The 18,633-nt window shown below is 27.0% G+C and carries 18 protein-coding genes; 9 read left to right on the top strand and 9 right to left on the bottom strand.

What is annotated here, in order from left to right; genetic code table 11:
• Nucleotides 1-32: 32 nt before the first annotated feature.
• Complete coding sequence (gene trxB, locus Q0J69_RS09895) at nucleotides 33-971, top strand: thioredoxin-disulfide reductase (RefSeq protein WP_297206874.1); 939 nt, start codon at nucleotides 33-35, stop codon at nucleotides 969-971.
• Between the two features lie 267 nt (nucleotides 972-1,238).
• Here the strand turns inward: trxB and Q0J69_RS09900 are convergent, their stop codons facing one another.
• The 8 genes from Q0J69_RS09900 to Q0J69_RS09935 all read right to left on the bottom strand — a co-directional run bounded on the left by Q0J69_RS09900 (nucleotide 1,239) and on the right by Q0J69_RS09935 (nucleotide 11,202).
• The gene (locus Q0J69_RS09900) at nucleotides 1,239-2,678 is read right to left on the bottom strand and encodes a tetratricopeptide repeat protein (protein ID WP_297206876.1); all 1,440 of its coding nucleotides are present in this window, start codon (nucleotides 2,676-2,678) and stop codon (nucleotides 1,239-1,241) included.
• Nucleotides 2,671-3,426, bottom strand: coding sequence for a hypothetical protein (locus tag Q0J69_RS09905; RefSeq protein WP_297206877.1), 756 nt, complete (start codon nucleotides 3,424-3,426; stop codon nucleotides 2,671-2,673). The genes Q0J69_RS09900 and Q0J69_RS09905 overlap by 8 nt, the downstream gene beginning before the upstream one ends.
• An 18-nt stretch (nucleotides 3,427-3,444) precedes the next feature.
• A complete protein-coding gene (locus tag Q0J69_RS09910) occupies nucleotides 3,445-4,887 on the bottom strand; it encodes a dynamin family protein (protein ID WP_297206879.1) in 1,443 nt (480 codons plus the stop codon).
• 296 nt (nucleotides 4,888-5,183) lie between these two features.
• Nucleotides 5,184-6,791 carry a peptide ABC transporter substrate-binding protein gene (locus Q0J69_RS09915; RefSeq protein ID WP_297206881.1) on the bottom strand — a complete coding sequence of 536 codons (1,608 nt, stop codon included), beginning with the start codon at nucleotides 6,789-6,791 and terminating at the stop codon, nucleotides 5,184-5,186.
• A 354-nt stretch (nucleotides 6,792-7,145) separates the two neighbouring features.
• On the bottom strand, nucleotides 7,146-8,486 hold the full coding sequence (gene bioA, locus Q0J69_RS09920) for an adenosylmethionine--8-amino-7-oxononanoate transaminase (RefSeq protein ID WP_297206883.1): 1,341 nt from the start codon (nucleotides 8,484-8,486) through the stop codon (nucleotides 7,146-7,148).
• A 12-nt stretch (nucleotides 8,487-8,498) separates the two neighbouring features.
• A complete protein-coding gene (bioD, locus tag Q0J69_RS09925; RefSeq protein WP_297206886.1) occupies nucleotides 8,499-9,176 on the bottom strand; it encodes a dethiobiotin synthase in 678 nt (225 codons plus the stop codon).
• 21 nt (nucleotides 9,177-9,197) lie between these two features.
• Complete coding sequence (gene bioB, locus Q0J69_RS09930) at nucleotides 9,198-10,199, bottom strand: biotin synthase BioB (protein WP_297206889.1); 1,002 nt, start codon at nucleotides 10,197-10,199, stop codon at nucleotides 9,198-9,200.
• A 19-nt stretch (nucleotides 10,200-10,218) separates the two neighbouring features.
• The gene (locus Q0J69_RS09935) at nucleotides 10,219-11,202 is read right to left on the bottom strand and encodes a biotin--[acetyl-CoA-carboxylase] ligase (RefSeq protein WP_297206891.1); all 984 of its coding nucleotides are present in this window, start codon (nucleotides 11,200-11,202) and stop codon (nucleotides 10,219-10,221) included.
• A 194-nt stretch (nucleotides 11,203-11,396) separates the two neighbouring features.
• Between Q0J69_RS09935 and Q0J69_RS09940 the strand changes: the two genes are divergently transcribed.
• The 8 genes from Q0J69_RS09940 (at nucleotide 11,397) to Q0J69_RS09975 (ending at nucleotide 18,086) form a co-directional block, all read left to right on the top strand.
• Entirely contained in the window at nucleotides 11,397-12,134 is a 738-nt protein-coding gene (locus tag Q0J69_RS09940; RefSeq protein ID WP_297206894.1) for a tetratricopeptide repeat protein, read from the top strand.
• 616 nt (nucleotides 12,135-12,750) lie between these two features.
• Nucleotides 12,751-13,173: an Hsp20/alpha crystallin family protein gene (locus Q0J69_RS09945; RefSeq protein WP_297206896.1), complete on the top strand. Its 423-nt coding sequence runs from the start codon at nucleotides 12,751-12,753 to the stop codon at nucleotides 13,171-13,173.
• 70 nt (nucleotides 13,174-13,243) lie between these two features.
• Nucleotides 13,244-13,663 carry an Hsp20/alpha crystallin family protein gene (locus tag Q0J69_RS09950; protein ID WP_297206899.1) on the top strand — a complete coding sequence of 140 codons (420 nt, stop codon included), beginning with the start codon at nucleotides 13,244-13,246 and terminating at the stop codon, nucleotides 13,661-13,663.
• A gap of 409 nt (nucleotides 13,664-14,072) precedes the next feature.
• On the top strand, nucleotides 14,073-15,440 hold the full coding sequence (locus Q0J69_RS09955; RefSeq protein ID WP_297206902.1) for an MATE family efflux transporter: 1,368 nt from the start codon (nucleotides 14,073-14,075) through the stop codon (nucleotides 15,438-15,440).
• Between the two features lie 94 nt (nucleotides 15,441-15,534).
• A complete protein-coding gene (locus Q0J69_RS09960) occupies nucleotides 15,535-16,047 on the top strand; it encodes an adenine phosphoribosyltransferase (protein WP_297206905.1) in 513 nt (170 codons plus the stop codon).
• A 100-nt stretch (nucleotides 16,048-16,147) separates the two neighbouring features.
• Nucleotides 16,148-16,414 (top strand): co-chaperone GroES, encoded by a 267-nt coding sequence (locus tag Q0J69_RS09965; protein ID WP_297206908.1) that lies wholly within the window; start codon nucleotides 16,148-16,150, stop codon nucleotides 16,412-16,414.
• A 216-nt stretch (nucleotides 16,415-16,630) separates the two neighbouring features.
• The gene (locus tag Q0J69_RS09970; protein ID WP_297206912.1) at nucleotides 16,631-17,803 is read left to right on the top strand and encodes a hypothetical protein; all 1,173 of its coding nucleotides are present in this window, start codon (nucleotides 16,631-16,633) and stop codon (nucleotides 17,801-17,803) included.
• Between the two features lie 4 nt (nucleotides 17,804-17,807).
• Nucleotides 17,808-18,086, top strand: coding sequence for a hypothetical protein (locus Q0J69_RS09975; RefSeq protein WP_297206915.1), 279 nt, complete (start codon nucleotides 17,808-17,810; stop codon nucleotides 18,084-18,086).
• Between the two features lie 10 nt (nucleotides 18,087-18,096).
• On the opposite strand, the gene smpB is transcribed toward Q0J69_RS09975, so the two are convergent.
• Nucleotides 18,097-18,579, bottom strand: coding sequence for an SsrA-binding protein SmpB (gene smpB, locus Q0J69_RS09980; RefSeq protein WP_297206918.1), 483 nt, complete (start codon nucleotides 18,577-18,579; stop codon nucleotides 18,097-18,099).
• Between the last annotated feature and the right edge of the window lie 54 nt (nucleotides 18,580-18,633).

Raw genomic sequence — 18,633 nt, forward strand, 5'->3', positions numbered from 1 at the left:
TAATTATTACTAATAATTAAAGGAGTGTTTCTATGTCTGAAAATGTATATGACAGCATTATAATAGGCGGAGGACCTGCTGGTTTATCTGCTATGTTATATTTGGGAAGAGCTTTAACTAATTCTCTTCTAATAGAGAAAAAAGGGGCTGGCGGACAGATGATGAGTACGGATACTGTTGAAAATTATCTAGGTTTTCCTGAAGAGATGAGTTCTTTCGAGCTTGTTGCTAGAATGCAGCAGCATGCTGAAAAATTTTCTAAAAATGAAATAGTTTATGATGAAGTTACAAAAATAGAAAATATAAAAGAAAAGATAAAAAAGGTTATTACAGCTGACGGCAAGACTTATGAAACAAAAACAATAATACTTGCTATGGGCGGTTTTGCTAAGAAATTGGGTGCTAACGGAGAAGAAACTTTTTCTGCTAAGGGTGTTTCTTACTGTGCTACATGCGATGGGGCTTTTTACAGAAATAAAACTGTTGCTGTAGTAGGAGGCGGAAACAGTGCTTTTGATGAGGCTTACTTCCTTACAAGATTCGTTAATAAAATATATTTAGTTCATAGAAGAAAAGAATTCAGAGCTGAGCCTATAAACGTAAAACATTTAACAGACACTGGAAAAGTAGAATATGTACTTGATTCTGTAATAGATGAGATTTGCGGAGATGGTAAAGTTAATAGCATAAAAATAAAAAATGTTGTAGATGGTTCTATACACGATCAAGCTGTAGACGGAGTATTTGTATTCGTAGGTCAGGAGCCTGCAACACATTTCTTAAAATACACTGGACTAGAATTAAAAGAAACTGGACATATAGTAACAAACATGTCTACAATGGAAACTAACATTGAAGGCGTATTTGCATGCGGAGATTCTATATTAAAACCAGTTCGTCAGGTTGCTAATGCTGTGGGAGAAGGTGCTGTTGCAGCTGTCAGTGTAACTCATTATTTGAATAAAGCTTGATTTTAAATTTCTAATAAAAAAGAGTTTAGCTTTTAATAAGTTAAGCTCTTTTTATTAGATAATTTTGTATATTTTTTATTATGATTGTTTCAAAGCCTATTTAAAAATAATTTCTTCAAGTTTTCTATTTTATATTAAAATTATACAATACTAATTATTTCATAAAGCAAGTATATAAGTTAGCACTGCAATATGATGCTTACCTGATAAATAGAGTTAAATAATTTTTGTTATACTTATAATTTTAAAAGTTTTTATATTACTAAATCAAATTCTCATCATGGCATATTTCATATTATTACGTGCCTTATTATTATTTGGATTTAATTTTATAGCTATATTACAATCCTCTATAGCTTCTTTATATAATCGAAGTCTAGTTTTTACATATCCTCTATCGGCATATAGATTTGAATTATTAGGGTTTAATTCTATCGCTATATCATAATCTTTAATAGCTTCTTTATATAATTGAACTCTAGCTTTAGCAAATCCTCTATTATTATAGATGCTATAATCATTTGGATTTAATTCTATAGCTTTATCATAATCTTTAATAGCTTCTTTATATAATTGAACTCTAGCCTTAGCAAATCCTCTATTATTATAGATACTATAATCATTTGGGTTTAATTCTATAGCTTTATCATAATCTTTAGTAGCTTCTTTATATAATTGAACTCTAGCCTTAGCAAATCCTCTATTATTATAGATGCTATAATCATTTGGATTTAATTCTATAGCTTTATCATAATCTTCAATAGCTTCTTCATATAATTGAAATCTAGTTTTTACATATCCTCTATTATTATATACATAATAATCATTTTTATTCAATTCTATGGATTTATTATAATCTTCAATAGCTTCTTTATATAATTGAACTCTAGCCTTAGCATCCCCTCTATTATTATAGATATTATAATCATTTGGATTTAATTCTATAGCTTTATCATAATCTTCAATTGCATCTTTATACAATTTAAGATCCTCTTTAGTATATCCTCTATTATTATAGATAATATAATTATTTGGGTTTAATTCTATAGCTTTATCATAATCTTCAATGGCTTCTTTATACAATTTAAGTCCAGCCTTGGCATCCCCTCTATTATTATAGATATTATAATCATTTGGATTTAATTCTATAGCTTTATCATAATCTTCAATGGCTTCTTTATACAATTTAAGTCCGGTCTTGGCATCCCCTCTATTATTATAAAAATCTGCATTATTTGAATTTAATTTGATTGCTGTATTAATATCATTTATTGCTTCGCTATACTGATTTAAAATATTTTTTATCCTGCATCTGTAAAAATAAGCATCAGCATAAGTAGGATATAATTCTATTATAGTATTTAAAATAATAAGTGCTTTATCATACTCTTTATCATCAATTAATTTATCAATATTGTAGGAATTATTTTTTAATAGATTATTTTTATCATAAGAAAGTGCATTATTTTTTAAACTATTAATGAGTATATCAATTCTGCAATTATTATATGCAAGTTCTTTCTTGATATTTTCTATGCTGTCAAATAAATCTCCTTTATTTTCTAATATACATTCTTTTATGCTGTGAATTTCATCTGCATCTTCACGCATTATATCAAGATACTCTAATTTATCATAAAAAGAGTCTATTTTTTCTACTAATATTTGTATTTTGTTATAAATATCATTTAAATTTTTATTATTCATTGTCTAATATAGTATAAAAGTATTCTAATAATTGCTCTTTTTCTTCGTATTCTTTTCTTTTTGGTTCTATTTCTGCTTCTTTTAATTTTCTATTTTCTTCTATCTCATTTTTAATATTCTCTATACTTTTTTCTATACTGCTTATATTATTATTAATTGCTGCACTTATAGATTTTAAAGAATCATTTGTTATTTTATCTATGTTTTTGTAGTATTCTTCTTTGGCATCATTAATTAATTCTTCAATATATGAAGATATTTTTCTTCCTCTTTCAGATGAATTTGAAATAGAAAGAAAAGATGAAAATTTTCTATCTGATAATGCTATATGTCTGGTTATATCATCAGAAAAAGTATTTTTAAACCTTTTTATAATATTTTCAAAATCATACTCCACAGACTTAACATTGAAGTCTATTTTATTTTTATCAACAATATTTTTTATTTCTTCTATCATAGTATCAAATGTTTTTCTGCTGCAATCTATAGTTGCTTTTTCTATATTGTTTAATTTATCATAATATTTATTTCTAGTATCTGAAACAACTCTGTCCATTTCAACAGTTTCATCAACGGTTGCTGTATGTTGATTATAGCTTCTTTCTCTTTCAAATGTCTGAGCTGTTTCGTTATAATCGACTCTGCTTGGTTTATTTCCTGCGATAACATTTGCAAATGATTTAACCGCTGATTTAATAGCTCTGCCTACAGTAGATGCAAAACTTTTTATTGCTCCCCAAAGTCCCATAATTAACCTCCTTATTAATTATTTTAAAGTTTCTTTTAATTCATTATTTGCTTCAAGCCATTTTTGCTTTAATTCATTAAATGCATTATTAACTTCTATCTTGCTTTCTTTTAAACTTTCCATCTCTTCATTTTTTGATAGAATATAGGCTTCTTTTTCATTCTCGCTCATATCTAAAGTGCTTTTCATATCGGCAGTTTCATTTTTAAGCTCATCTATTTTTATTTTTGTATCTTTTATAAGATTAGAGAATTTTTTATTTAGATCTTTTAAAACTATATCGCTTGAATGAACTAAGATGCTGTTTTTTAATAATTTGTTTATATTATTAATATTAGTACTTTCTTTTATTTGCTGTATATTTTTTTTAATAGCATTTAATTTCATCATTTTATATGCTTCTTCTGGATTTAAACTCTTATCTATATTAGAATTATCTAGTTTTAAATTAATATCAAAACTTTTTGCAAATTTATCTATAATGAATATAGCATCTTCATCTATATCTTTTCCTTTTTCTATATCTGACAAATGTTTATCCACATAAGAAGAAACACCTAATATATTGCTATTCATTATATTTTCATCTTTATACTTATCAATTAAATAATTAAACCATTCTTTTTTCTGCTTTAACCAATCAGATTTAGGGCTGTTTAATATATCCAATTTAGTACCTAATACTATAACTTTATAAATATCTTTTCCCACATTTTCAAAAACTTTTAGTATAGTTAATAATTCATCATTTGTTAAATTAGATGACTGAACACATACTATAACAGCATTAGCTCTTTTTATATAATTATTTGTTATATCCGAACGGTAGCTTACAACATCATTTAATCCGGGAGTATCTACAAACATAACTTCTTTAGGAATATTTTCATTATTAATACCTACAATGATTTCTTTTACAAAATAATGCTTAGCACTTCTTTTTGAAGTATATTCTCTTACTTTTTCTACTAAAGAGTCCATATCGGCACAATTAATAGTTAAATCAGACTTATTTAGATAATCATTTTTTATTGAATCAGCATTAACAGATTCATATTCTCTTTTAAACACATTGCTTCTAAACTGCTTATCAGAATCTTCAACGCTATCCCAAAGCTCTTTCCATTCTTCACTTGTATAAAATCTTATAACAAGATGATTTTTATCTGAATATTTAAATTTTGTTAGAGATGCCGTTTCAGGTGTAACTTCTGTTGAAGCTATATTTTCTTTTAAAAAAGCATTTATAAAAGTTGATTTTCCTGCTTTTATGCTTCCTACTATAGCAACTTGTAAATCAGGTTCTTTTATAAAATCTTTATGATCTTTTATCTGATTTTCTACATTAGAAAAATCAGAATTGCTAAATACTTTTTTAAGATTATTTATATACTCTTCTAATACATTTAATTTCCTGATCTGTCTTTTTGTTTCTGTAGTTATATTATCCAAACTAGACATATTAGATCTCCAAAAATATTATTTTAATTTATTTAATACCATATTAATATATTTTATAACATATTTTATTATAAATCAATATAAAATATATAAAAAAATTATTGACTTAAAATATATAATACTGTATAATAAAAGATGTGGGGGTAATGGTTTTTTAGGGTTCGATTCCCTTAACTCCCACTGGTTATAAATTAATATAATATTTTTGATTTTATTACTTATTCAATATATCAATCTTCAATTAAATCAAACAAAAATTTTTTTATTTGCAGGCATACACTAGTACATTTAAAAATTTAATACAAATAAGCATTAAAAAATCTATATAAACCCTGCGAGTCATATTCCACGCCCTTTAATGTTGGTGATACTAATAATGCCTCAGAGTAAAAATATATTGGTATTACAGCATTATCTTTTATAAAAATATCCTCTGCCAAATGAAGTGCATGCATTCTTATATTATTATTTTTGTTTGTGGAGGCTATGTCAATGTAATCATCAAATGCCTTATTAGAATAAGAGCCGTAATTATTAGGAGCATCGCTTTTAAAAATATTCAAAAAATTAATAGGATCATTATAATCAGCATACCATAAATAAACAGCTAAATCAAAATCTCTATTATACATATTCTGAAGATAAGAAGCCCATTCATGTTTTACTATCCTAACATCAATATTAAGTGCATCTTTAATCATGTTCTGCACGGCATCTGCTATATTTACATCAAACTCTCTTGTCGCTATAAGCAAATCAATAACAGGAAAGTTTCTGCCGTTTTCATATCCAGCTTCTGCTAATAATTTTCTTGCCTCTTCAATATTTTTTTTATAATCATCAATATTGATATTATCTCCGCCTTTTTCTCTGAAATCTCCATTAACATCATTAATACCATAAGGAACCAAACTTCCAGCAGGACGCTCACCGCATTTTGTTATTGATTTTACTATATAATCTCTGTCTATAGCTAAAGATAATGCTCTTCTTACTCTATTATCTTTTAAAGCTTCTTTATTGTTTAGATTAAATCTATAGTAGTATGAGGCAGCTACTGGTACTATATGAACTACTTTCTTTTTCTTTAGAGTTTCTATATCATTTCTAGGAAAAGGCTTTGCAAAATGAATAGAACCATTAAGAACTCCGGCAAGAGAAGTGTTAGGCTCTTCCATCAAAAGAAAAGTCAATTTGTTTGGCTTTATATTTTCATTGTTCCAATAATTGGTATTTCTTTCTAGTATTATACTTTTATCAAAATTTATCTCTGTCATTTTAAAAGCACCGTTTCCGATATAGCTTTCAGGCTTTAATGTCCATTCATCGCCGTATTTATTTATTATATCCTCACGCACTGGATAAAATGGAGGATAAGCAGCAAGCTCTAAAAAGTACGCTGTAGGACTGTTTAATTCTACTTCAAAGGTATAATCATCTATTGCTTTAACTCCAAGCTCCTCTATAGATTTTTTACCGCTTATTACTTCTTTTGCATTTTTTATCACTTCAAAATAATAGCTGTATTTATTAGCAGTTTTAGGATCAACCGCACGCCTCCAAGTATATACAAAATCATTAGCTGTAACACTTTTTCCGTCGCTCCATTTTGCATTAGTTCTTATATGAAAAGTATAAATATTTCCTTCATTATTAATATCCCAGCTTTCTGCTGCTCCGCCTATTATTTTATTATCTGCATCTTTTTTTGTAAGCCCTTCAAAAGCATGAAGAATATATATCATAGTAAGATTATCAGTATTCAAAGTTGGATCAATAGTTAAAGGCTCAGGTGCAAGATTTATCACTATATCATTATTTGTATTAATTTCTTTTTTTGAAACTTTTGAACATGATATTATTGAAAGTATTAGTAAATTGAAAGTAATTATTTTTTTTATCATATATTTTCCTTTTAAAGTTTTAAAGTTAAAATTTTTTTATAAGAAGCATACTTATTATTTTTATTGATATATTGAAAATTTTTAAGTTTGTCAATTTTTTATTGTTCTTTTTCCCGCCGCAAAAAGAACCAAAAAGTGCAAGTATTAAAATTATTATTAAATCATACTAATTATGTTTTATATGTAGGGTAAATTACTAAATTCAGTGTAAAATGTAGCCTTTTTGCTTCTCGCCGAAGGGGGTCTGTGCCTGTGGCAACAAAAGAAGTGGGGGGGTGCGGAGGCTAGTCCCAACAAATACTAAAATTTAAAAATTTTCAGTACATACTACGAGGTTAAACAAAATTGTATTTTTTAACCTAAAATATCACTTATAGACTTTACACACAAATCAACAGCCTTATCTATCTCTTCTTCATTAATTATCAAAGGAGGATTAAAATATATAACATTACCCAAAGGTCTTAATAATAATCCTCTCTGAAGTGCTTTTTTATATATTTGATAACCCATTCTGAGTTTAGCGTCAAAACCTTCTTTTGTATTTTTATCAGCAACTAATTCCATTGCATTAATAAGTCCTATATTTCTAATCTCTCCTATATTTGTATGATTTAATAATTTTTCTTTTAATTTATTATTTAAATATTTTGCCCTTATTTGTGCCTTATTTATAATATCATCTTCTCTTAAAACTTTTTGTACAGCCAAAGCAGCAGAGCATCCCAGAGGATTACCGCTGTAGGTATGACTATGCATAAAAGCCTTGCCTTCATTATAGTCAGCATAAAAGGCATTGTATATTTTATCTGTTGTGATTGTTATAGCCATTGGCATGTAGCCTCCAGTTAAACCTTTTGAAACACACATTATATCAGGGCTTATGTCGGCATGATCGCATGCAAACATTTTTCCTGTTCTTCCGAAATTTGTAGCTATTTCATCAGCAATAAAAACTACATTATATTTATCACAAAGCTCTCTTAACTTTTTTAAGTATAGAGGAGGATATATTCTCATTCCAGCAGAAGCCTGAAGCAAAGGCTCTATTATAACAGCACAAGTTTCATCAGCATATTTTTCAAACTTTTTCTCTGCATCTAAAAAGCATTCGCATTTGCAGGTTTCTCTGTTTTGATTATATTTGCATCTATAACAGTCTGGAGCTTCTATATGAATAGTTTCCATAAGCATAGGCTTGTATATTTTTGCATACAAGTCCAAACTTCCAACGGATAATGCACCTATAGTTTCGCCATGATAACCGTCAGTAAAGCACATAAACTTTATTTTTTTAGTATTGCCTATTTGATGCTGATACTGAAAAGCCATTTTTAAAGCAGCCTCAACAGATGATGAACCGTTATCTGAAAAATTAAATTTAGTGAGTCCTTTAGGAAGTATTTTTACAAGCTCTTCGCATAATTCAATAGCTCCTTCATGTGAGAAGTTTGCAAATATTACATGCTCTAATCTGTCAAGCTGTGATTTTATAGAAGCATTTATTTTGTCATTGCAATGCCCAAGAAGATTGCACCACCAAGAACTTACAATATCAATATATTCTTTTCCGTTTTTATCATAAAGATATATTCCTTTTGCTTTATCTATTATTATAGGAGGAAGCTCTTCATAGTCTTTCATCTGTGAGCAGGGATGCCAAATATATTTTAAGTCTTTCTCTTCTAATGTCATAATAAAACCTTGTTATTCAAAAAGAGATGATAAATTATCAGCATGAAATTTGTTTTCTTTCTTTAAAGTATTTTGTATAACAAGCCCTGCTGTATTTATTCCAGTTATCTCTTCTATCATTTTTTTATTGTCTTCATGCATTACATTTCCTATTTCAAATCTATTTAATATAATGCCTTTAATCTTAATTTTTTTACTTCTCATATATTCTACGGTAAGTACAGCAGAATTAATTGTACCAAGTCCTGCATCAGCTACTATTAAACAAGGCAAGTCAAGCTCTTTTATAATATCTTCTAAAAATATTTTTTTATCATTATCATATCTTATAGGACATATTATACCGCCGCTTCCTTCCACTATCATATAATCATGCTTTTTAGATATATCTTTATAAGCCTTTTTTATTACTTTCATATCTGTGGGATTGCCCTCAATTTGTGCTGCCAAATGAGGAGAATATGCATGCTTATAAGTATAAGAAACCATTTCATTATACTCATCTTCAAGATTTGCCTTTCTTTTTACATACCAAGCATCGCTGTCTTTTATATCACTGCTTCCGCTTAAAGCTGCCTTATAATAGCCTATATTAAATCCTTCATCTTTCATACGTTTGCAAATAAGTGCAGACACATAAGTTTTTCCTACATCAGTACCAGTTGCAGTTATAAAAAGAGCTTTAGCCATTAAAAATATCCTAATAAAATATTAATCTTCTGTTAATTCTATTTTATATCCTAACTCTTCAGCCATTTTTTTGTCTGTTTCTATTGAAATACCCGCGGTAGTAAGCATATCTCCTGTTATAGCAGCATTTGCCCCAGACAAAAAACATGATCTTCCTTTATCTTCTAAAAGTCCCCTTCCTCCTGCAAGTCTTATAAATGCCTTAGGATTAATAAATCTGTATACAGCTACTATTCTTCTCATATCATCTAAAGTTAAAGGAGTAATGTTTTCAAAAGGAGTGCTTGCTATAGGATTAAGCATATTAACAGGAATAGACATTATACCAAGCTCTCTTAATTCTAATGCCATATCAATTCTGTCTTCCCAACTCTCCCCCATTCCCATAATGCCTCCGCTGCACACAACCATTCCAGCTTTTTGAGCAGATTTTATAGCATTTATTTTTTCATCATAAGTATGAGTAGTACAAACATTAGGAAAGAAATTTCTTGAAGCTTCCAAATTATTATGCACTCTTCTAAGTCCTGCCTCTTTCATTTTTTTAAATCCTTCCTCATCAAGAAGCCCCAAAGATGCACATACATATCCGTCAGTTTCTTTATTTATAGTTTCTATTGCATCATATACTTTATCTGCTTCTTCTCCATATAATGCCCTACCTGATGTTACTATAGAGTATCTTAAAACACCTCTATCAAAATCACTTTTACCCTGCTCCAATATTTTATCTTTATCTAAAATATCATACTCCTCGCATTTGGTATCATAATGAGCCGACTGAGCACAGAACTTGCAGTTTTCAGAACATTTTCCGCTTTTGGCATTTATTATTGAGCACATATCAAATACATTAGAACAAAAATGCTTTCTTATAGTATTAGCAGAAATGCATAATCTTTCTAAAGGAGCTTCAACTAATTTTAATGCCTCTTCTTTAGTTATATTATATCCATTAAGTACTTTATCTTTTAATTCCTCTAAATTTATTTCTGTTTTTATTAAACTTTCAATATTACTCATTTTTTATGAACTCCTTAATTTATGATAATCTATAGTTAACACTGCCAGATGTAAGCCTATCAACTTTACCATTTTGCAATTCTATTATAAGGGCAAAAGTTTTATCTATATCCAAAACTTTAACTATATTCTCTGCACCATCTATATTAACTGCAACCTTCTTACCTATTAAAAAAGAACGCTTTTTATATTCTTCATAAAAATTAATATCATTAAAATAATATTCGTACAGATTTTCTAATATCCTTGCTATTAAAATATTTCTTATATCAGAATTTGAATTATCAGAATTAATAGATGATGCTATATTGTGAAGTTCCTTAGGAAAACCATTCTTAGGAAAATTAACATTTATACCAATACCTATAACAGCATAATCAAGTCTTCCGTCCTCAAAACTAAAAGCACCCTCTGTAAGTATGCCGCATACTTTTTTCTCATTGATAAATATATCATTAACCCATTTTATCTGTGTGTTTTCATTCGTTATCTCTTCTATAGATTTTGAAACTGCCATAGCTGCTGCCGTAGTTATGAATGAATTATTAAAATACTTATTCTCATTTCTTAAATTTAGTATTATGCTCATATATATACCTGTACCGTAAGGAGAGAAAAAAGATTTTCCATTTCTTCCGTATCCGCTTGTCTGCTCTTCTGCAATCACTACAGTACCGCTGTCAGCTCCGTTAATTGCAAGTCCTCTAGCTATTATATTAGTTGATTCTACAGTTTTATATATGAGAAAATCAAACTTATCCCTGTATTTAATCATATTATCTTTTATAATTTTTGATGAGAGAATATCCGTTTCCTTTGACATTGCATAGCCTTTATTGGATACTGCATGAATATCATAACCTTCATTTTTAAGAGATTTTATTGCTTTCCATACAGCTGCTCTGCTTACATTAAGCTCATTTGCTAATTTTTCACCTGATATAAAAAGTCCTTTATTTGACTCTAATATAGATATTATATTTTCTTTTATGTTTCTGCTCATAGAAATAGAATAACATACATAAAAATAATTGTCAACTTTAAAAAATAAAAAGGTTTACAATTTAAATAGATTTACAAAAACAATATTATAGTTACATATATTATAAATTTATTAATACAGGATAGTAATAACTTGACAATACTAAAAAATTAAATATATTATTTTTATAATAAATAAATATTATGAGTACTAATATGTCATCATCAGAAAAATATTATGAAGAAGGTATTAATTATTATAAAAATGGAAAATACGAAAAGGCTTTAGAATATTTTGATAAAGCAATAGAACTTGATAATACAAAGTCAAAATATTATAGTAATAGAGGCGGAGTAAAAAATGAATTAGAACAATATAAAGAAGCCGTAAAGGACTATGATAAAGCTATAGAATTAGACCCTAATAATAATGCCATTTATAATAACAGAGGAAATGCTAAAGCAAATTTAAAACTATATGAAGAAGCTGTAAAAGACTATGATAAAGCTATAGAGTTAGACAATAATGACAGCACTGCATATTATAACAGAGGAAATACTAAATCAGATTTAAAACTATATGAAGAAGCTGTAAAAGATTATGACAAAGCTATAGAATTAGACCCTAATTATGCCGATGCTTATAATAATAGAGGAAATGCTAAATCAGATTTAAAACTATATGAAGAAGCTATAAAAGACTATGATAAAGCTATAGGGTTAGACAATAATGACAGCACTGCATATTATAACAGAGGAAGTACTAAATCAGATTTAAAACTATATGAAGAAGCTGTAAAAGATTACGACAAAGCTATAGAATTAGACCCTAATTATGCCGATGCTTATAATAATAGAAGTGTTGCTAAATTTAATTTATTTCAATATGAAGAAGCTATTAAAGATTATAAAAAGTCTTTAGAATTAGATTCTAAGAATAATATTTCTATATAAAATATTCAAAAATATATATTGTTTGAAATAAAATATAATTATTTGTAATTTAAGGTATTATTTAGAATTGTTTAAAAAGTACTTTATAATATTTTAATAATTTACAAATTATTAAAATAATGTTTTATATGTTGTATAATTTATTATTTAATATATCAATATGCAGTATTTCATCTACTGTAGGCACACTTCGCGGGGTGTACTTCGTCGGTATGCAGAACACAATTATAATTAAAAAAATATTCAATCAAAAACTATAAGTATTAATAAATTGAGTTTTAAAACAAGTATAGCTTTTGAAAAATAAAAATATATAAGTACAAAGTATATACATGTTTTTATTATGATTAATTTATAAGTATAATTAATATACAAAATAGATTTTTAAAGCGTATATAAATAATACATATTTTTATTATTATAAATATAAAAATTAAAAAACAACAAAAAAACGTATAATTAATAAACATGTTTTAAAATTTAATTGGTACAATTATTGCATATATAATAGTGTAAGCGATGATGAAAAGCTAAAAGGCTTAAATAAATTAATAATCGCTTAAAATAATAAAATTAAGAAATATAAAAAAGTTAATATAAAAAAGGAGTTTTAACTATGACTAAAAATGTATTTTTACCAGCTTTACATACTATATTAGATGATTTTAGAGGTTTTGATGAGGCATTTAACAGCTTATATAATAGCAATGAAATAAGAAAAGTATCCCGCTGCAATGTGGAAGAAGATGATAAAAACTATTTAATAGAAATGGATATGCCTGGTGTTAAAAAAGAGGATTTAGAAATAGGCATAAAAGAAAATATATTGTCTGTATCAGCAAAACGCAAAAAAATGATGAAATCAGAAAACGGTGAATCTAAAGAAGAAGTTATATCAAGCTATGAACAAAGCTTTAATATTAGTACAAAAGGTATTGATGTAGAAAATATAGAGGCTAATTTAAATAATGGAGTTTTGACTATTACTCTTCCAAAGAAAGAAGAAGTTAAATATGAGAAAAAAATTAATATAGCTTAATTGCTTAAATCAGAGGTTTGTGAAAAATACTTAATGATGATAAGAATTAATAAAATAAGGAGATTTTAATATGTCAAAAAGAATATTTGTACCAACTTTGCATTCAATATTTTCAAATACTAATAGATATAATAATCCAATGCATTACAGAGATTATGAGCATAGAATGCTTGACTACAGAATAGATGAGGATGAAAAGAGCTACTGCTTGGAAATAGATATGCCTGGTGTTAAAAAAGAGGATTTAGAAATAGGCATAAAAGAAAATATATTGTCTGTATCAGCAAAACGCAAAAAAATGATGAAATCAGAAAATGGTGAATCTAAAGAAGAAGTTATATCAAGCTATGAACAAAGCTTTAATATCAGTACAAAAGGTATTGATGTAGAAAATATAGAAGCTAATTTAAACAACGGAGTTTTGATTATAACTCTTCCAAAAAAAGAAGAATTTAAATATGAGAAAAAGATTGAAATTAAAGGAGAATAAAAAACTTAATATAAATACATAATTATTTCAAATTCATAATAATAATCCATAATAAGAAAGGAGGCGTATGCATTAAAACATACGCCTTTTTTATTTTATAATAAAAACATTTAATTCAAAAGTTTTATATATTATACAGATTATCATTTGATATAGTGGAGGAATAAGAATAACTTTCTCTGCCAATATTAAAGTAAAAGATTAAAACTTTAATAAAAAGTTACAGAGTATCTTACTTATCATTTATATTTTATATAGGCGTATCATTTGGAAGAAATAATAAAAATTATAAACAGCATATTGACTTTATTTTTTGTAGATATAAGATTTTCATATTATAAAAAATAAATGCGTTTCAAAACTATCATTAACAAAATATTAATTAATTATTTATTATTGAAGGATTTTTATGGAAAAAAATAATATACAGGAATTGACAGAAGGCAGTGTCAGCAAAGGACTTATTAAATTAGTTATACCTATGATATTGGGCAATCTGCTAAACATAGCATACAATATAGTTGATACAATTTGGATTGGACAGATGATAGGTCCTAAAGGACTTGGGGCAATAGCCGTAAGTTTTCCTATTATATTAATATTAATGGCTATTGCATCAGGCATAACTGTTGCAAGCAATATTTTAATAGGGCAGTATTTCGGTGCTAAAGATTACGATTCGGTTCTTCATGCTTCCAAAGTTTCAACTACTATAAGTTTGATAACAGCTTTAACTTTGGCGGCACTTGGATATATATTTGCTCCTCCTATAATGAAATTCTTAAATACTGCAGACAGCATAATGGAATATTCTGTGAGTTATTTTAGGATAAGCATGATAGGTTTTCCTTTTATGTTTTATTATTTTTTAGTTTCTGCTTTGCTTAGGGGAATAGGAGATACTGTAAGACCTTTAATATTTTTAGCCATATCTTCAGTACTAAATTTAATATTAGACCCTCTTATGATAAAAGGCATAGGACCTATTCCTGCTATGGGACTTAATGGGGCTGCTTATGCTACGGCTTTTTCTCAGTTTGTATCCGTTTTGGTAAGCATGATATATTTAAAAATGAAAAACAGTATAGTTAAAGCTAATCCTTTTAATATTACTTTTGATGTTAATATAACAAAATTGATGTTTAAAATAGGCATGCCTTTTGCTGCTATGCAGTTAATAATATCAATAAGCTGGATATTTTTAAATAGACTTATAAACACTTACGGAGAATCAGCTTCAGCTTCTGTTGCCGTATCAATGAGAGTGGATTCATTATCCTTTCTTCCTCTTTTTGCATTATCTGCAGGAATTGCAACTATGGTAGCTCAGAATATAGGGGCTGATAAAATGGAAAGAGTTAAAGAAATATATAAAGTAGGCACTATTCTGTCAGTGGCTATATCATCATTTATGGCTATTTTTGCCGTATTATTCCCAGAAATTATAGTAAGAATGTTTACTGATGATATGAGCGTTTTAAAATATACTAGAAGCTATATTTATGTAGTAATGCCTTCTATAATAATGCTTTCAGTGATGTTTGCTACTAATGGTGTAATAAATGGAGCTGGAAAAACTTTTACGCTGATGATATTTGCTTTTATGGCACATATTTTAATAAGAGTTCCTCTTGCATACATAATATCTCCTAAAATGGAGCTATGGGGAATATGGACTGCTATGGCAATAAGCAATTTATTCAGCATGACTTTCAGCCTTCTTTATTATTTCTCTAACAGATGGAAAAAAGGAGCTAATATAGTATCGCAAAATTAATGATTAAAAGATTGCTTTTTTTCATAAAAGTATTATAATTAAAAATTGTGTGATTGTTTACATAATTATTTTAATTAAAATAATGAGGTGTTATATGGAGTTAAAAGATTATATAAGAAATATCCCCGATTATCCTAAAAAAGGAATACTTTTTAGAGATATAACAACATTGCTTCAAAATAAGGATGTTTTTAAGTTCGCAATAGATAAAATGTCAGAACAGGTAAGCAATGAAAAAATAGACTTTATAGTAGGAGCAGAAAGCAGAGGTTTTTTAATAGGTGCTGCTTTAGCTTATAAGATGAACTGCGGATTTATACCTGTTAGAAAAAAAGGCAAACTTCCTTATAAAACTATCTCAGAAGAGTATGCTTTGGAATATGGTACGGATACATTATTTATGCATGAGGATGCTATTAAAAAAGGAGAAAGAGTTTTGATAGTTGATGATTTAATAGCTACTGGCGGTACTGCTTTAGCTATGATAAAAATGGTGGAAAAACTGGGCGGTATTGTGGTTGGTTCTTCTTTTCTAATAGAATTAAAAGAATTAGACGGAAGAAAAGAAATATCAAAATATCCTGTTAATGTTTTGATACAATATTGATATTATTTCTTATTGACTTTTAATTATTTTTATTATAGAATTATCCAAAAATTATAAAGAAAAATTTATTTAAATAAATATATTTTAAGGAGAGAGTTATATGGCATCTATTAAACCATTGGCAGACAGAGTGCTTTTAAAAGTATTAGGACAAGAAGAAAAAACTTCAAGCGGAATATTTATTCCAGATACATCTAAAGAAAAAACTCAAAAGGCTGAAGTTGTAGAAGTAGGCGACAGCGAAGATATAAAAGTAAAAAAAGGCGATACAGTTATATACGATAAATATGCTGGAATACAAATAAAAGAAGGCGATACAGAATATTTAATAGTAAAAAATGAAGAAATAGTTGCTCTTATAAAATAATAAATAGCTATAACTAATATATAAAAAAGAACACTAGCTTTAAAAAAAAAGCTGTGTTCTTTTTTTACTTATCGGTAATTATTATAGTTATATAATTGTTAATAAAACTTTTTCGTATCATAAAGAATTAATAAGGTTAAATAATATATAAATTATATTATTTAATTTTATTAATTTGTTTCATAATAATGCAGCTGTCTGGGAGTTTATTTATAAATGCTAAAATATTTTGTAATATTTCTTGCAGTATTAAATGTTATATATGCTCAGGAATCTACAAATCAAATTAAAACATCAGAATATACTTTTATCTATGAAAAAGAAAACAGCTTCAATATATCCGATACTAATGCCTCAAATGAAGTTTCAATAATGATAGAAAGAAGAGGACTTCCTCTTGTTAATAGATTAGTGAGATTTACATCATTAAAACCTGAAGTATTTACATTTGAAATACCTAGTAATGATGATATATCATTAAAAGACATAGATGAAGAAGAATTAAATACCAATGATGCAAATCTATATACAAATATTTATATTGTTCCTACTGATGAAAACGGCGTAGCAAAAGCTAAACTTAATTTAAGCAATACTGGAGAGGGTGTTGTGCTTATGCATATACTTTATGTAGGATCAACTGGAAATACCAATATATCTTATGAAGAATTTGCTTATGTAAATGTTGAAGATAATGATAATGATTTATCTTTTAAGTTTTTAAATGGCGACGGAGAAAGTTTAAATGTTAAAGGTTCTATGATAATGACATTAACCCTTTTTCCTGCATTATTTTTAGTTGCTATGGCATTGATATTAATAAGCTATTTCAAACATATTTATGATGAATACAGAACAGCAAAATCAAAAATAATAATGTATACCTTCTTCGGATTCAGCTCTATAAAAAAGAATTTTATACTTATGATAGTAATTATATTAATAGAACTTATTATAGCAGCAAGTTTCTTATTATTAAACAGCTATATTTTCTCAGTATTATTAATAACATTCTTTATAGCTGGATTTATAGTAAAGAGGGAAAAAATATACTCAATAGCATTTTTTATATTGGGATGTATTTCAATGATATATTTATACCTTCAGACATTTATGAATTATTTGGGTATAGAATGCTTATTTCACTATAATATAATGGGAAATCCTGTATTTATATTTTTATTATTCACAATATTAACATCATTATCTGGAGGAATATATATACCATTATCTATATTAATTTTATATAAAACTATATTTAGTATAAATGATTTATCTTTAGTGACGGCATTAATAGGAATATTTATATCATCTGCTTTATATATTGTTAAAGTAAAAAAAGATATACCATTTTTATACTCTTTAAATCTATTAAAAATAAAAGATTGATATTATGTTTTTTGATTTAATCAGAGATTTGGAACTGCTTTTATCAGATATTACCTTTACTGGTATTAATAATATAGATGCTAATATAATAGATAAAATATATTCCATATCAAAACAATTTGAAAAAATAGGTATGAATCATTTAAAAGATTTATTGATAGATTTGTCAGATTCTATAAGAGTTTATAAAACTGATGAAAATAAAAAAGAAAATATAAAATCCGTTGTAAATAATATATCTAAAATAGAGTTTTATATAAAAAATACTTTATCTTATGAATAAAATAAAAAAACTATCTCTTAATATATCTTTCCATTTCTCTGTCTAAAGTTTTTCTTTTTAGTGTTTCTCTCTTATCATGCAGCTTTTTACCCTTAGCAAGTGCAAGCTCTACTTTAACTTTACCGCGTGAAAAATAAAGTTTTATAGGTATAAGAGTAAGACCTTGTTCTTTAATTTTTCCATTTAAACGTTTTAATTCGCGTTTCTTCATTAAGAGTTTTCTCTCACGCAAAGGCTCATGATTATTTCTATTGCCGAAATGATAAGGTGATATATGCATATTAACTATAAAAAGCTCACCTTTCTTGTTAAAAGAAGCATAAGAATCAGACATATTAACACTGCGTTCTCTCAATGATTTTACTTCTGTACCAAGGAGAACAATACCTGCCTCAAATTTCTCTATAAGCTCATAATTAAAAAGGGCTTTTTTATTCCTTACTATTTCTCCAGATGAAATACTATTGTTAGATTTTTTATCTTTTTTAGCCATCTCTTATTTACCAAAGTATTAAAGTATATAAGATTATACAAAAATAAATTAATT

It is taken from the genome of uncultured Brachyspira sp., assembly GCF_944388875.1.
Taxonomy (GTDB): Bacteria; Spirochaetota; Brachyspiria; order Brachyspirales; family Brachyspiraceae; genus Brachyspira.

What these genes read in the sequence shown, in the direction of transcription:
- bioD (WP_297206886.1), bottom strand. Translation starts at nt 9,176, where the DNA reads ATGGCTAAAGCTCTTTTTATAACTGCAACTGGTACTGATGTAGGAAAA.
- Q0J69_RS09910 (WP_297206879.1), bottom strand. Translation starts at nt 4,887, where the DNA reads ATGTCTAGTTTGGATAATATAACTACAGAAACAAAAAGACAGATCAGG.
- Q0J69_RS09950 (WP_297206899.1), top strand. Translation starts at nt 13,244, where the DNA reads ATGTCAAAAAGAATATTTGTACCAACTTTGCATTCAATATTTTCAAAT.
- Q0J69_RS09915 (WP_297206881.1), bottom strand. Translation starts at nt 6,791, where the DNA reads ATGATAAAAAAAATAATTACTTTCAATTTACTAATACTTTCAATAATA.
- Q0J69_RS09935 (WP_297206891.1), bottom strand. Translation starts at nt 11,202, where the DNA reads ATGAGCAGAAACATAAAAGAAAATATAATATCTATATTAGAGTCAAAT.
- trxB (WP_297206874.1), top strand. Translation starts at nt 33, where the DNA reads ATGTCTGAAAATGTATATGACAGCATTATAATAGGCGGAGGACCTGCT.
- Q0J69_RS09975 (WP_297206915.1), top strand. Translation starts at nt 17,808, where the DNA reads ATGTTTTTTGATTTAATCAGAGATTTGGAACTGCTTTTATCAGATATT.
- Q0J69_RS09940 (WP_297206894.1), top strand. Translation starts at nt 11,397, where the DNA reads ATGTCATCATCAGAAAAATATTATGAAGAAGGTATTAATTATTATAAA.
- smpB (WP_297206918.1), bottom strand. Translation starts at nt 18,579, where the DNA reads ATGGCTAAAAAAGATAAAAAATCTAACAATAGTATTTCATCTGGAGAA.
- Q0J69_RS09900 (WP_297206876.1), bottom strand. Translation starts at nt 2,678, where the DNA reads ATGAATAATAAAAATTTAAATGATATTTATAACAAAATACAAATATTA.
- Q0J69_RS09970 (WP_297206912.1), top strand. Translation starts at nt 16,631, where the DNA reads ATGCTAAAATATTTTGTAATATTTCTTGCAGTATTAAATGTTATATAT.
- Q0J69_RS09960 (WP_297206905.1), top strand. Translation starts at nt 15,535, where the DNA reads ATGGAGTTAAAAGATTATATAAGAAATATCCCCGATTATCCTAAAAAA.
- Q0J69_RS09905 (WP_297206877.1), bottom strand. Translation starts at nt 3,426, where the DNA reads ATGGGACTTTGGGGAGCAATAAAAAGTTTTGCATCTACTGTAGGCAGA.
- Q0J69_RS09955 (WP_297206902.1), top strand. Translation starts at nt 14,073, where the DNA reads ATGGAAAAAAATAATATACAGGAATTGACAGAAGGCAGTGTCAGCAAA.
- bioA (WP_297206883.1), bottom strand. Translation starts at nt 8,486, where the DNA reads ATGACATTAGAAGAGAAAGACTTAAAATATATTTGGCATCCCTGCTCA.
- Q0J69_RS09945 (WP_297206896.1), top strand. Translation starts at nt 12,751, where the DNA reads ATGACTAAAAATGTATTTTTACCAGCTTTACATACTATATTAGATGAT.
- bioB (WP_297206889.1), bottom strand. Translation starts at nt 10,199, where the DNA reads ATGAGTAATATTGAAAGTTTAATAAAAACAGAAATAAATTTAGAGGAA.
- Q0J69_RS09965 (WP_297206908.1), top strand. Translation starts at nt 16,148, where the DNA reads ATGGCATCTATTAAACCATTGGCAGACAGAGTGCTTTTAAAAGTATTA.